Source organism: Methanogenium organophilum (assembly GCF_026684035.1).
GTDB classification, from domain to species: Archaea; Halobacteriota; Methanomicrobia; order Methanomicrobiales; family Methanomicrobiaceae; genus Methanogenium; species Methanogenium organophilum.
Window position 1 is genome coordinate 274,212 of sequence record NZ_CP113361.1, and the last position, 14,149, is coordinate 288,360.

Here is a 14,149-nt window from a genome sequence, read left to right on the forward strand (position 1 = left end):
AATAAGGTTAGAATTCGTAATAAAAACAATACCACCGGATAGAATAAATGATAAAAAAATTAAACCTGGATGAGAGCTGGACAGGATTTATAGGAGCAACATTTTCCTTAGTTGTTATATATGCAGCCTCGTCTGCCCCTATTCCTCTTTTAAACACCTATCTTCAAACCCTTCATCTAACGAGTGGAGATCTCTCCATGACAGCGGTTGCGTACTTTATCGGGTGTGTAATATCGCTGCTGATGTTTGCCAGAGTATCAGATTATCTGGGGCGGCGTCCGGTGGCACTTGCTACATTAGGACTAGCTGCTATCTCGTGTCTAATATTTATTTACGTTCAGAGTGGATCAATGCTTTTGGCCGGAAGATTTGTACAGGGAATTGCTTCTGGTCTGGCATCCAGTGCAATTACAGCATATATAGCAGATAATGCACCGGCATCTCCAAAATGGATAAGTGCGGCAGTTATCAGTGGATCTCCTGTGATTGGGATCTCAATTGGTGCTTTTGGCAGCGGTATCATTGAGGAGTACGCTTTCGGTTCACTGTCACTCATATATGAGATATTCATTATTCTGCTTGCATTTTCTGCAGTGCTGATTGCAGCAGGTCCCGAGACGGTAAAACGTACCAGAGGTGCCATCACCTCCATAGTTCCACAAATATCTATACCTGGAAATATCCACTATCTTCTTCCGGCTGCAATTAGTATCTTTGTTGGAACCTGGGCAATCGGTGGATTTTATCAGGCTTTCAGTTCAACAATGGCAGCAGACCTGCTTAACTCAGATAGTACCGTAGTAGCTGCAGCAGTGCTTGCCTGTTTACTGACACCCCAGGCGATCGGTAGCTGGATGAGTGGCCGTCTGAGATCTGGCGCTGCTCAAAGTCTTGGCATCTTGGCTTTTTTCCTGTGTATGGTGGCCATTCTCTATTCACTAAAATCCAGTCTCATGATTCCATTCCTGATAGCAACTGTACTTGCGGGATTGTCCCAAGGTGCAGCATTTACCGGAAGTATGCGCAGCCTGCTGGATAAAACCACCCGGCAGGACAGAGCAGGGCTACTTTCGAGCATTTATCTGATATCTTATAGTGGTGCTGCCATTCCAAATCTTATCGTAGCACGGTTAGCCAGTGGTTTCAGTTTACTTGAGATAGCAGCTGGATATGTCCTGTTAGTAGCACTAGTTTGCATAATTGCACTCTTCGCGTTAAACAGGAACAAGAGACATGACGAAAAATCAGGGGTACAGGCTGGGACACAATCCCAAATGTAATTTTTCATTTCAATACCCGGATGGATCATTCAATTCATTTATCACAGGTAAGTGCAGTACGTTACTGAATGCACCGTGAATCAGAGATACCAACCCCGGAGAATTTTGAGGCAGTGCTTGCCTATCGGGGGCAATTGGACGGAGCAGCAATCCTGAAGGGCTATGAGGAGGAGATTCGGGAAACCGGGACCTGCCCGCCGGTGAATGAATTTATCCGAATGCTCTACGACAATAACTGGCTCATCAACACACGCTGGCAGGGATGGGCGGATGAAACAACCGGATATTTTGAAAAACCTTCCCTTCTCTGTGTGGCAGAGACAGAGACCATCCGCCGCATCTTAACCGTTCATGTCCGTATTGACCGGATGATGCCGGGAGAGATTGCTGATATCATTAAAAAAGGATACATGCTCTCTATTGTGAACCGGATTGAAGAAATATATGATATCTGATGATTTTTTAACAATAATGCATAGATATCAATACCACATTGTATCCCCCCTCACAGGATAGCATTTATTCCCTGATACGGGATTCCGGTAATGACTCGTGAGTATAGCATTACATAGAACGGACAATCAGGGATTTCGTTCTATCCACTGTCTAAGACCGGCGAAAACGAACCGCCACACGGTTTTATTCGCCAGATCATCAGATGCATACCGTGTTTGATACTCATGCCGAGCGACGCCGTTGATCAATACATCGGCCAAAAGATGAGAAGAAGTGGTATCGAAACGATGACAATGATTATTTCAAGCATCACCCCCATCCTCCAGTAATCGGTAAAGAGATATCCTCCCGGCCGCATGACAAGCGTATTTGACTGGTGTCCAATCGGGGTTAAAAAGGCGCAGGATGCACCGATGGCAACCGCCATCAGGAACGGATCTATAGAGGCACCGAGATCGAGCGCGATCCCGATTGCAATTGGTGCCATCAAAACCGCAGAAGCTGCATTGTTCACCAGATCAGAGAGGAACATTGTGATTATTAGAAGCAGGACGAGCGTTGCTTCCGGCGGAAACACAGATGCACCGGCAACAATACTCCCGGCGATAAGAGCTGCGCCACCGCTTGTCTCAAGCGCCTGCCCAACAGGGATCATCGCGCCAAGGAGAATAATAATTGGCCATTCCACACTCTCATACGCATCGCGAAGAGAGACAATAGAGGTCAGGATCATTAAAACAACCGCGACGCTGAAGGTGATCTGTACCGGCATGATTCCAAGAGCAGATATTCCAAGGGCCGTTCCGAATATTCCTACCGCAAGCAGGATCATTTTCTTCCCTCCTATCCGAAGACCCCGTTCAGCAAGGGGGAGGCATCCTATCTTTGGAAGGGCTGACTGGAGTGCATCCTTCTTTCCCTGGAGAAGCAGGATATCTCCCGGCTGGAACCGGATCCGGTTCAGCCGATCCCGGATACGTCCCCCTTCCCGTGCGACGGCAAGAAGATTGAGTCCGTAAATCCAGCGAAGATTTGCTGAGTACGCAGTCCGATCCAGGATCGGTGAATCCGGTTTTACGATAGCCTCAATTATTCCAACAGTGTCGGATCCGATCATCTCCTCAGAAATATCTGCCTTCCCAACAAGTTCAAGACGTGTGGCATCCAGGAGAGTCTGCAGATCGCCGGAATCCGCCTCGATGATCAAAATGTCACCCTCCAGTATTTTCTCGAGGCTTGACGGTGCGACGATCTTACGCCCATCCCGTATGATTCCGACAACCACCACTTCGGCCTCGGTGGCAGCACCGATATCGAGGACCAGCTTTCCTGCAAGTTTAGATTTCTCCGGAACTCTGACCTCGGTCAGGTAATCTTTGACGGCAAAAAGCTCCTCTTTTGAGGCAGGACTCTGCCGTGGTGGGATTAACCTCCACCCAAAAAAAGATATGAAGAGGATCCCGCAGATGGCAACCCCAACCCCGACATAGGCAAAGTCAAAAATTAGGAATGGATCACTCCCGCTTTGGGCACGATAGCTGGCGATGATGATATTTGGAGGAGTCCCGATAAGGGTTACCATCCCACCAAGGAGAGAGCCAAATGCAATCGGCATCAAGAGAGAGGAAGGAGACCTCCCCCCCTTCCGGGCAGTCCTGATTGCAACCGGCATCATCAGGGCAAGCGCCCCGATATTATTCATAAATGCGGAAAGGATGGCGACGATCCCCGTGAGTGAGAAGATCTGCCTCACCTCCCCATCCCCAACCCGTGCAACCCACCGGGTAAGTATATCAATAAGACCGGAATTCTGAAGCCCTTTGCTGAGAATCAGAACAGCTGCTACGGTGATCACCGCCGGATGGCCAAACCCGAGAAAAGCATCCATCGGGTCAACAATGCCTGTTATTGTGACTATCAGAAGCGCTATCAGGGCGACAATGTCATAACGGATCTTGCCTGTTGCAAAGAGGACCAGCGCAAGGATGAGGGTTCCAAAGACAATTGCCATATCGAGCATAGGTGATCAGCTTTTCCTTAAGATACAGGATGATGATAATGAAGATATACCTTCCTTCAGGTAACGGATTGACGAATACCTGAAACCGACTTCTCTCTGTGATCATTTTCAGGACAGGAATTGATACCGGGAGAAGAATACAAGCGTTTTGTGAGCAGTTCACCCGGACACGGAGAAAAAATCCTGCGGCTGATGCACCACCCGGATGAGAGGCAATGTCTGAACCATATCCAAAAAAAGTATATTTACACAGATTCTGACTCACTGCACTACAGGAAATACCATATTAAGAGAAACATATGATTCTTGCTCCATGTTCCCGGCATTACCCGCTCCTTTCTTTAGAACTACGGCCAGACCCATGCATTTCAAAAAATGAGATGCCTGCATTACTAAAAAAAGAGCTATTGAGCGACTGAATCAACCTACAGCACCCGCATACACCCCCGATCCAACAAAATACATATCCATTACTGGTGCCACATAGCAAAACTTGAGCTCTTCCATACCCGTATCAGGATTCTCATAGACCACATACACGTACCCGCCGCCCCGTTTTGCTGCGTCAATCTCCAGTTCCACTGCACGAACGCCATAGGCATCGGTGAAGTTCAGACGGTCTGTTCCCGTCATCTCCGGCTGGAACGGAAGATTGAGACAGGTGCCGTTCATGTCATAGGCAAAGACATAGTTAGCATCGTCACCGAATTTCTCGTTCATGGCTACAAAAATCTCAGTGTTGTCCCCGTATGATGATGTCGTCAGGGCAAATGCCTGCGCCTCTTTCACTCTGCCAATGAGGGTATCAATGGCCGTCTGATTCAGCGCGACATTCATCTCGGGAATATAGATGCCGGAACCCACATACCAGGTATCATCAACTGGCCTGATTGCGGCAAGTTTCAGCTCATCCCGGTAGCTATCGGAGGGATTCGGGAAGGTAAAGTAGAGGTATCCACCGCCGCGGGCCGCAAGGTCCCTACAACATTTTATGATCTCAAGGCCATTCCCATCCACAACCGCCGTCCGGTTTTCACCGATAATTCCCGGCTGGTACGGGTGGGCAAGAGTGGTGCCGTTCATATCATAGGCAAATATGTATAGTTCCCCGTCAATGAAATCCCCTTCTGGATCGTTGAAGGCTGCAAGTGCCACATCTCTTCCGTTCTGCTGCGCAAATGCTGCTGCATCTTCGACGAAGGACTCCACCCGGAGAATATCCTCATCCAGCACCGTGTCAGAACGTGGGGTGGGCAGAGGTGTTGGGGATAAACTGGTGTTGATGTCACGGATGATCGCCACCCGCCATTCTGTCCCGTCGAAGGTGACTGTTGACCAGTAAAGTTCACGCGACACTTCTTTCTTCCAGTCCGTGTCCCAGAAAGTATATACCCCCCGGCCGGATGACTCTGCAACTACCTTCTCTGCCAGTATTTGAATCTCTGTTGACTGGTAGAGAGGATCCGTAAAGGTATTCTTCCCGACTTCCTCTTCATTCGTCTCATAGAGAATGGTCCCATCTGTCTGCAGAACCATGAACTCATATCCCGTCTCTTTCGTGATGGGACGGAAATACTGTCGCAAGAAGATCTCCGGACGGAAAGTGAGGTCGGTGTATCCGAGATAGGCACCTGTATCAGAGAATATCGGATAACTCAGGGATATGCCGGGGAAGCCTTCTTCAAGCATGAATATCCCGCTCAACACCGGTTCTTTCACCTCGTTTGCATACTGCACCTCAGACTGGTAGCCGAGATCCATGCCTGCAATGATCTCGTAGTGCGCCGGTGCCGCGGCCGTTACGATTCCCTCAGGGTCAATCGCCAGTGACGAGATCACATACGGTGACGTTCCCGTAAGTTTCTCCTGTAGCAGCGTATTTGCGGCAACGCCTGTAATACCGGTTTGTGACAATTCTTTTGCATTCTCTGCATTGCTCTCCTGCAACTGGGAAAGCCCGGAAGAAACATTCGCTATTGCACAATCAAGAAGAACTGTCATTTCATTATCTCCCGGCGTGACGGTAGCATCAGGAGAAGTGGTGCACCCTGCCGAAAATAAACAGAGGCATACACCAACAATAACAAGAACACTGAATCGGTTAACCATTAGTGAAAAATGGAACATCACAACAATTAAATGATACGAATAGACTGCCCACGGCAGAACCCAAAAAAATGAAATTCCTATTGAGGAGAATTGCGAATCTCGTCCAGAACATCCGCAACGATCTCAATGCCAGCCTCAATCTCCTCTTTATCGGAATTGGAGAAATTAACCCTCACAGTGGAGTTTCCGCCGCCATCTGCATAAAACGGTGTACCTGGCAGGATGGCCACATTCCGTTTCAGGGCCGCTTCAAAGAGCTCACCTGATGAAACACCTTCCGGAAGCGTCAGCCAGACAAACATCCCACCTGTTGGCCGGGTGTAGTGCACATCGTCCGGGAAGCACTTATCCATCTTAGAGACCATCCACTCGGCACGTTTCCGGTACTCTTTGTTAATACCTGCAATATGGGCATCAATATCGTTTTCTTCCAGATATTTTGCAAGGATACGCTGGGAAAGATAGTTGGAGTGCAGGTCGGATGCCTGTTTCGCGATGAGGATCTTTTCCATGACCGCATCAGGGGCACAGACCCATCCCATTCGCATGCCGGGCGAGAAGATCTTAGAGAATGAACCCGTCAGAATCCCTTCACCGTCCATGTATGCACTGACCGGTTTTCTTGCAACCCCGTCAAACTGGAGTTCGCCATAGGCATCGTCTTCCAAAAACGGTATTTCATGCTCGCAGAGCTCAGATGCAAGATCCCGTCGCCGGTTTTCCGAGTAGGTGATACCGGACGGGTTCTGTGAGTTGGGGATACCATACATGAACTTGGCAGATGATGTCTCAAGGACGCCTGTGAGACAATCCAGGTCAGGCCCTTCCTCATCCAGAGGTACCGGAAGGTATGTTGCCTGAAACATGGAAAAAGACTGGATGGCACCCAGATATCCGGGATCTTCAACAATCACCGCATCACCCTTGTCAAGGTAGACCTTTCCGACGAGGTCAAGACACTGCTGCGACCCGTTTGTAATCAGGATATTATCTGCATCGACCGTGAGGCCGTACCGGATGCGGTATCGTTCTGCAATCCATTCCCGCAGAGGTGGGTGACCTTCGGTGGTTGAATACTGGAGAGCGGTCTTACCGTCTTCCTTCAGCACTGCTGCTGCGGCTTTCTGTATCCCCTCATCATCAATGAGATTGGGATTCGGAAGGCCGCCTGCAAAGGATATTATTTCCGGATTTGCGGTGACCTTCAGTATCTCGCGGATAAATGATTTCTGTGTTGAACAGATTCGTTCCGAGTACCGATGGTTCATTAGGTATTATGTACCGGCTCGAAAGAAAACCGTGCCCATTTTGATCAAACAAAGATCACCACCAGGCATTTTTCCCTGCTTCTGTGATACATTCAGCGCCTTCATGCCGGGGGTTATTGACCGTCTGGCCCACCTGCACCATCGCCATCCGCGCCTCCGGGTATGGCTGCAGGATGTCCGGAACATACGGGCCAAAGAGCCAGCGCGTTTCATCTTCTTCCGGCAGGATAACAGGCATGCGATTGTGAATGCGTCCGACAAGCATATTTGAGGGGCAGGTGATCATGGTGAAGGTCGGTTTCAGCTGTCCGGATTCCGGGTCCGTCCACCAGTCACAGAGACCGGCGAATCCAAAGAGCGGCCGGGACCGGAGGGTGATATAAAAGGGATAGGAGACGCCCCGCTCCTTCTTCCATTCATAGAACCCGGACGCAGGAATAATACAACGTGAGTGCTGCACAAGGTCACGGAATGCAGGTTTTTCCGAAAGTGTTTCGGAACGGGCGTTTGTCAGCCACTCCCCGGATTCCCCATTTTTCTTCCAGGCAGGAATCAGGCCCCACCGGGCAGAGACACAGACAACATCGTCACCTTCTGCAATGAGGACAGGGGCGCCCTGCGTTGGTGCAATATTATACCGGTCCTCCAACTCACCGCAGGAGATACCAAACGTGGAAACGAAGTCCTCCGTGTGAGTCAGGGTATAACGCATGCACATGGCAGGATTGTTCGCGTTCATCGGGCATATGCATAATCCCCCTGTATCAAAAAGAGAGTTTAAAGAATCCAAACTCCAAACGTTCGCATACATACGGTGAAAAAGAGATGACAGGATCTGCTAAGATATCATATACGAATGACGGGCTGCTTGTAACCTTTGAAAACGGCCGGATTTACGACGTTCATCCGGGTAAAGGCGGGGACGTCTCCTGCACATTACAAAACGGACCCGTTGAACTGACACCTTTTGCACAGACTGTGAAAGGCCTTGTCGGTGATGAGATACTCTCAGAGATAGAACACTGTGCAGAACTCTTCAATCAAAAGTGCAGGTAAAAGAGAGATGGCCATTAAATGGGCCGTACTAAAATTAAAATGTTATACCCCGTTCTGGTTGATGAGGTGGATAAGAGCGGAGAATCCATCGATCTCCATCTGGAGCACTTCATTGCGTGTCATACCCATGGAGGTTTCCGCGTCGGCAGTGAGGGTGTCAGGGCCGCGGATGACGGTTCGTTTGACACCGTCTGCCGAGAGGATTTCTGCGGCCTCCATCTCATGAACGAATGACCTGCCGGGAAGGATGACGACTTTTTCAAGGGACGGGAGATCAATTTCTTTGAGGTCATCGCGGGTGATCAGGCAGGCAATCTCTTTTTTCGGGCTGTGCACCCATGACTTGTTTCCGCAGGCGTCAAGCACATCCTGTACATAGCGGGCGGCGATGGCACCGGAGATGAGACTTGCCCGCTTGCGCACCCGTGGGAGTTTTTCCAGGAGTTCGGGTTCATCGAGAATGGCGAACGGCGACCCGAGGGTGGGGTCCCAGAGAGGTGTGCCGCTGATGCGCAAATTGTAACGTCCATTAAGGTCGGTGACCATGTCACGGAACGACGATACGGTCTGCACCCGCTGCCCTTTGACAACCGGTGCATTTTTCAGGATCAGTCCCTGATCTTCCCGGTTCGCAAACCGCATGAGAATAAGACCCTTTGCGCCCTTTTCCTCCAGCCATTTGCAGGTGCGCTCAAGGTCTTCGCCGTCATTGACACCGGGTATGATGAGCGCAGCCGCATAGACATCAATCTTCTGGCAGAGTTTACCAAGTACCGCAAGAGATGCCTCGGGAGTTTTATCCCCCATCCACTCGCGCCGGAGTTCGGGGTTGACCGAAAATACGGTAAATGAGACTTCAGAGAGGCCCAGTTCCACCATCCGGTCGGCGAGAGCCGGGTCATCGAATCCTTTTCCGCTGGTGTACCCGATATGAATGGGCACTTCCATGCTGCCCAGAAGGTCCATCAGATCTTCAAATGCCGGATAACAGGACGGGTCACCCCCGCCGGAGATGGTGATACGTTCAAGGTTACCGCCCATCATCTGTAGGTTTCCGAGCACATCGTCTGCTACATCACGCAGATCCTTAAACCCCGTATATCTTTCACGGACGAAATTGGTGCAATAGTCACACCCGACAGAAAACGGCATGCAGTATTTACAGCCCAGGGGTTCAGGTTCATCTTCCTCACGAACCCCCTTAAAGTAACAGTATTTACAAAATCCCTGGCAGTCCAGACCGGGCCTGCCACCGATATCTACAGTCAGGTGTGCCATGATTATGTACTATTCTGACGCTGACGGGATAAAGGGATTTGGAATGATGGTAGGGATGAACAACCAAAGAGGAGACATGCGGAAACATAATGAATAATTTAACAAAAAGAGTTTCCGCAACCAGTCGGGTGAAAACGAAGATGAAAAAATCCGATGAAAAGCAGTCAGAAGGGGGAAGGACGCACCAGATCATATCGCCACATTTTTTACCCCGGAGAACCAATTATGTAAAGCGCCTCAGTGGCTTAGTGGTATAGCGGCTGATTTGTAATCAGCAGGTCGGGGGTTCAACTCCCTCCTGAGGCTTCATTACAATTAATACAGAGTCCCTTTCGTTTTTTCAATTCAAAACCCTTAAAGGCTCTTTTGAGATGGCATAAATTCATATAATTTACAGATATCATTAATTGATTTAGTAAAACGCATTACTATACTCATAGTCAAGCTTCATAGCATCACTATCCTTTCGGTGATTGTATCTCCATACGTATTCCCCGACATACCGTGGCATCTTCTCTCGTCAGATTCCCCCGTTGGAGGTCAATTTCCGTTTCAAATAGCCCGGAATCCTTCCAGACCGATGATCTGGTTTCCTCGGCCATCGCTATAGTGCCTCTCCCCATGTGCTATTGGTGTATGGACGATAAAGAAGTCGCAACGAACAGGGCCGTACGGTGAGCGCACCTTCTGTCTGCAAACATACGTGTCTGCTTGCGGATTGAGGCGGATGACGAAAAGGTTGGGAGAACGGTTGAGTTTGATACTGTAATGCCTGACGCAACACGGTTAGGTAGTATGATGAAAGTTATGTAAAATGAAGAGGCGGATTGAAAGATCCTCTCCCTCTGATTGATTAATTCCAGCCTGGCTGAATTAAATGAAGGATGATATTTGCTTTGCGGCGACTTTAAAAGAGGAAAGTGGTCATTGCATCTCCACAATTCTATCTTCCGGATGGAAAAATATTATACTATCTCACCCAAATTCCGGGCAGAGGCACTTTTTAGAACTTTATTGACTATTATTTAATTTTAAAGCAATTTATGCGATTTTTATTCCTTCATACTATTGCCCTGATTCCCTTCTAATTTCATTGTGCACTGCGCCTACCAAATTCTCCTGCAATGAACATCAGGATAATAAATCCTATGACGGCCACGTCCATAATCTCTATCAAGACTTCGGGATTGGTGGCAAAATTGCTGGAAGCGATGGCAAATGCAGCCGCTAAATTTCGTTGACCCGTTCCGAGTGCAAGAACCGTTTTATTATTTTTATCAGTCCCACCCAGCAGATAACCGATGATAACAGCGCCAACAACCAGAAGGATGGATGTTAAAATTCCGCCGGTTCCAAGAACTCCATAGGTTACATCGGAATAACCCACAAAATATCCGATGAACAGTGCTGCCAGAGACAGGTTGGCAGCCATACTCATCGTAGGGATGAGACCCTTGGCCACTTCTTCGTACCTGGCCCGGACAAAAAGGGCAAAAGCGAGCGGAATGAGCATCAACACGACAAGGCTTCTGGCAATCTCCAAGGGATGAACCTGCACTCCGGTCAATACAAATGGCAGAACGATGGGCAGATAGGCGACGGTAATCACCATCAGGAGGACCATCAGCCCGGCGGTAAACGCCATATCGCCTTTGGCCATCTGTACCAGCTTGGGCAGGAACGGCGCCCCTGCGGCGAAACCCACCAGAATCAGGCCGACCTGCAGTCCCTCGGATAGCGGGATGAACCCCACTATTAATAATGCCAGAATGGGCACGAGGACGAAGTTTGCCACGAGAGTTGTGATGACCAGCTTTCTGTTCTTCAGTGCGGTCATGATTTGAGGAATAGTCAGGCTAAACCCCATTCCTAACATGCTGGTAATGACAAATACCAACACGCCCAACGTGCCTATGGCAATAAAGACAGGATCAAACTGGGTCATACTCATTTAAGCCCCTGCCCGGAAACACTCCCGGAATCAGGGGGATAATGATTCCGACAGTGATGGGACTCCTCATATGCGGTCATTATTTTTCCTCCTCCTATTAATGTTTCCGGATGAGAGTGAATTCCGCGCGGAATTCCTTGTATAAAATTGATTGAAGCGGGAATTTACGCATTTCAGACCTATTTTTAATTATTTTGTGTTATTCCTCATCGTAACGAGCAGTCCGCGAAGAACACTTCGATACCTACTTAACAGCCGTCGTGCCCACTCTGATCTCCATCGCAGCACCGCTCCTTCCGGTGGGGAGTCCTCCTCGTCGTCAGCCTGGCAAGATTCGTCCGGGTCATTGACACCACCACCATGGAAGTGTCCATGAACGCTCCTGCAAATGACCTGAACACTGATCTCTCAGACATCCAATCCATCATCACCATCTACACCCTGATGAAGGCTGCCAACATAAACTGTTTCACAAAATAAAAAGAGCAATAGGACACGCACTATCAACAGTATCGCATCGTCTGATCTCAATATATATTTGCCCATATGCATCGTGCCATCCTTCTATTGGCAGCAAATCTTTCCGGCTCCCCGCTAATATTCATCCTGCGGCTTTGTCATCACCACATCCTCAACCTCAGGCACAAGAAGCCAGAGTGCCTTCACGACTTTATTTCGTATAACCGGGTCATCTGTCTCAAGCATCGGATCCAGTCGGGCAATCACACCATTCTCAATAAGAGCCTCTTGATCGTCCGTTGCAGCAATCGCGATGATGATATCAAGGGCTGAACCGCATATGTGCGGATTTGGATCATCGAGGAGGTCTGCAACCACCTCGATGCCACCCTGCCGGATGAGCTCATTAGCCCGCCAGTCCTCATCTTCTGTACTCACCGCAAGCGCCTCCACCGCAGCCTCCCGCACTTCCTCGTCCGGATGAACAAGGCGACTGAGGAGATCCTCTGTCAGATCTCTTTTGATTTTCAGATCTTCCATATCTATCTCTTTCAGAGCCACATCTTCCGGACCAACCTCTTCCATATCCACATCTTCCATACCATTTCCCCATCTCATTCAGAATGCCTGCAATTTATCCCAATGACGGATGATGTAACTTTCCAGCCATCTATATATAACGTTCGTACAGAATCTGCACTGGTACACGTACATCCCGGATCACAATCGCATCACAGTCGAACGGGTGCTCTCCGCCCACCATTTTCCCCCTTACAAAAACATATACTCCCCGACAGCATACTGGACCCTAAAGCGGGCAGACACCTTTGCCGGAGAGCGAACAGATGATCAATCAAAAAGACCGGAATGCATGGCTCTGGATGATATTCGCCATCATTGTCCTCTTCATATTCGGAGATCTGATTGCGCATGCGTCCTTCTATTCACCGGCTGACGATTACTCATTTGTTTCTCATGGAAATGCCAACACCATCTCCATCCTTCTGGATGACATCATGCCGGTGCTCATCCTGTCCGGTGTTATCATCGCAGGGATTGTATTTCTTCTGGTGAAAGACCCTCACTAACATACTCATCTGATTCATTCCAACCATACCTTATTTCGGGAAAACGGAACCCACATTCAGTGCCCTGTCTTCCTCAAAGTAATTCACACCACATGGCAGGAACCATTCAGAAAATACTTTTTCCATCCCTGATATATTGAACAGAGACTGGAGAATCCTATGAAAAAAACAGCAATAACAGCAATGACTCTCATGCTTGCACTCTGCATCCTCTTCTCATGCGGCTGCAGTGCACCGCCCGCCTCACAGGAAACCACTGGGCAACCAACCAAAACAGCCATACAGCCAATCAGCTACGAGGACACGCCGGTACAGTACATGGATGTAAACGGTGTCACCCTCGGATACCGCGAATTTGGGACCGCAAATACCGAACCACTCCTCATAATCATCGGATTCAGCGAGACAATGGATAGCTGGAATACCACATTTGTAGGCATCCTTGCAGAGAACTACCATGTCTATGCCTATGACCACCGGGGCATGGGAAAAAGTACTGACACCGATGCGCAGTATACCATTGCCCAACTGGCAGATGACGCAGCAGGGCTCATTACGGCACTCGGATATGAGAGTATGAACACCTACGGTGTCTCGATGGGATCAACAGTATCGCAACAGCTTCTGATAGATCACCCGGAAAAGGTGAGAAAAGCAATCCTCTCGTCTGCCACATACAGTGCCACAATTCCCGAGACAGAGAAATTGCATGGTATTCTTGAAGAATCCTCAATAACTATGGATATTCCTGAAGGAATACGGAAAGAAGCAGTTGCAAACCTTGAATATACTGGAAGCCTTGACGGCCTTCCTAACATCACAAACGATGTCATGCTCATCACCGGCACCGAAGATGACCTCACCCCCCAGTCAGTCGCCGTTGATATTGCAGACCAGATTAACGGGTCCTGGCTTGTCCGGTTCAAGGGTATTCCTCATGCAGGATCATCCTATGCACCGGTGGAATATGCAGAAATAGTCACAACATTCCTGGAGATGGACGAATCTCCCGCCTAATTTTTGAGCTGCACTATGGGTAAGGGTGAACTGCACCCGGGAGGAGGGGTCCCCCCCTCCGACGAACGGATGCCGGTATTCAAGAATCACAATATCCGGTAAAGAAATGCATAAATAGCCCATGATATTGCCGCTAATTGCAAATAATCGACCCACACAGAAGCCCG

Annotated in this window: 12 protein-coding genes and 1 tRNA gene; 6 read left to right on the forward strand and 7 right to left on the reverse strand. The window is 49.0% G+C overall.

Going from position 1 to position 14,149, the window contains the following annotated elements:
• The first annotated feature begins 47 nt into the window (after positions 1 to 47).
• Together OU421_RS01455 and OU421_RS01460 are read left to right on the forward strand one after the other, a co-directional pair.
• Complete coding sequence (locus tag OU421_RS01455; protein ID WP_268186815.1) at positions 48 to 1,280, forward strand: MFS transporter; 1,233 nt, start codon at positions 48 to 50, stop codon at positions 1,278 to 1,280.
• Between the two features lie 68 nt (positions 1,281 to 1,348).
• Positions 1,349 to 1,735 carry a DUF6508 domain-containing protein gene (locus tag OU421_RS01460; RefSeq protein WP_268186816.1) on the forward strand — a complete coding sequence of 129 codons (387 nt, stop codon included), beginning with the start codon at positions 1,349 to 1,351 and terminating at the stop codon, positions 1,733 to 1,735.
• Positions 1,736 to 1,980: 245 nt separating this feature from the next.
• On the opposite strand, the gene OU421_RS01465 is transcribed toward OU421_RS01460, so the two are convergent.
• From OU421_RS01465 to OU421_RS01480, 4 genes are all read right to left on the reverse strand, one after another.
• Positions 1,981 to 3,756 carry an SLC13 family permease gene (locus OU421_RS01465; RefSeq protein WP_268186817.1) on the reverse strand — a complete coding sequence of 592 codons (1,776 nt, stop codon included), beginning with the start codon at positions 3,754 to 3,756 and terminating at the stop codon, positions 1,981 to 1,983.
• A 420-nt stretch (positions 3,757 to 4,176) separates the two neighbouring features.
• Complete coding sequence (locus tag OU421_RS01470) at positions 4,177 to 5,865, reverse strand: cache domain-containing protein (RefSeq protein WP_268186818.1); 1,689 nt, start codon at positions 5,863 to 5,865, stop codon at positions 4,177 to 4,179.
• Between the two features lie 77 nt (positions 5,866 to 5,942).
• Complete coding sequence (locus OU421_RS01475; protein ID WP_268186819.1) at positions 5,943 to 7,133, reverse strand: aminotransferase-like domain-containing protein; 1,191 nt, start codon at positions 7,131 to 7,133, stop codon at positions 5,943 to 5,945.
• Positions 7,134 to 7,188: 55 nt separating this feature from the next.
• On the reverse strand, positions 7,189 to 7,872 hold the full coding sequence (locus OU421_RS01480) for an SOS response-associated peptidase (protein WP_268186820.1): 684 nt from the start codon (positions 7,870 to 7,872) through the stop codon (positions 7,189 to 7,191).
• Between the two features lie 86 nt (positions 7,873 to 7,958).
• On the opposite strand from OU421_RS01480, the gene OU421_RS01485 reads away from it, so the two are divergent.
• Positions 7,959 to 8,189: a hypothetical protein gene (locus OU421_RS01485; protein WP_268186821.1), complete on the forward strand. Its 231-nt coding sequence runs from the start codon at positions 7,959 to 7,961 to the stop codon at positions 8,187 to 8,189.
• Between the two features lie 42 nt (positions 8,190 to 8,231).
• On the opposite strand, the gene mmp10 is transcribed toward OU421_RS01485, so the two are convergent.
• Positions 8,232 to 9,467, reverse strand: a complete 1,236-nt coding sequence (gene mmp10 / locus OU421_RS01490; RefSeq protein ID WP_268186822.1) for a methyl coenzyme M reductase-arginine methyltransferase Mmp10 — start codon at positions 9,465 to 9,467, stop codon at positions 8,232 to 8,234.
• A gap of 234 nt (positions 9,468 to 9,701) precedes the next feature.
• Here mmp10 and OU421_RS01495 point away from each other — a divergent pair.
• Positions 9,702 to 9,773 (forward strand) — tRNA-Thr (locus OU421_RS01495).
• Between the two features lie 784 nt (positions 9,774 to 10,557).
• Here the strand turns inward: OU421_RS01495 and OU421_RS01500 are convergent.
• Together OU421_RS01500 and OU421_RS01505 are read right to left on the reverse strand one after the other, a co-directional pair.
• Entirely contained in the window at positions 10,558 to 11,412 is an 855-nt protein-coding gene (locus OU421_RS01500) for a bile acid:sodium symporter family protein (RefSeq protein WP_268186823.1), read from the reverse strand.
• Between the two features lie 600 nt (positions 11,413 to 12,012).
• On the reverse strand, positions 12,013 to 12,477 hold the full coding sequence (locus OU421_RS01505; RefSeq protein WP_268186824.1) for a HEAT repeat domain-containing protein: 465 nt from the start codon (positions 12,475 to 12,477) through the stop codon (positions 12,013 to 12,015).
• Positions 12,478 to 12,722: 245 nt separating this feature from the next.
• Here OU421_RS01505 and OU421_RS01510 point away from each other — a divergent pair, with 245 nt between their 5' ends.
• Entirely contained in the window at positions 12,723 to 12,965 is a 243-nt protein-coding gene (locus OU421_RS01510; protein WP_268186826.1) for a hypothetical protein, read from the forward strand.
• A gap of 159 nt (positions 12,966 to 13,124) precedes the next feature.
• The gene (locus tag OU421_RS01515; RefSeq protein WP_268186828.1) at positions 13,125 to 13,982 is read left to right on the forward strand and encodes an alpha/beta fold hydrolase; all 858 of its coding nucleotides are present in this window, start codon (positions 13,125 to 13,127) and stop codon (positions 13,980 to 13,982) included.
• The last annotated feature ends 167 nt before the right edge of the window (positions 13,983 to 14,149 follow it).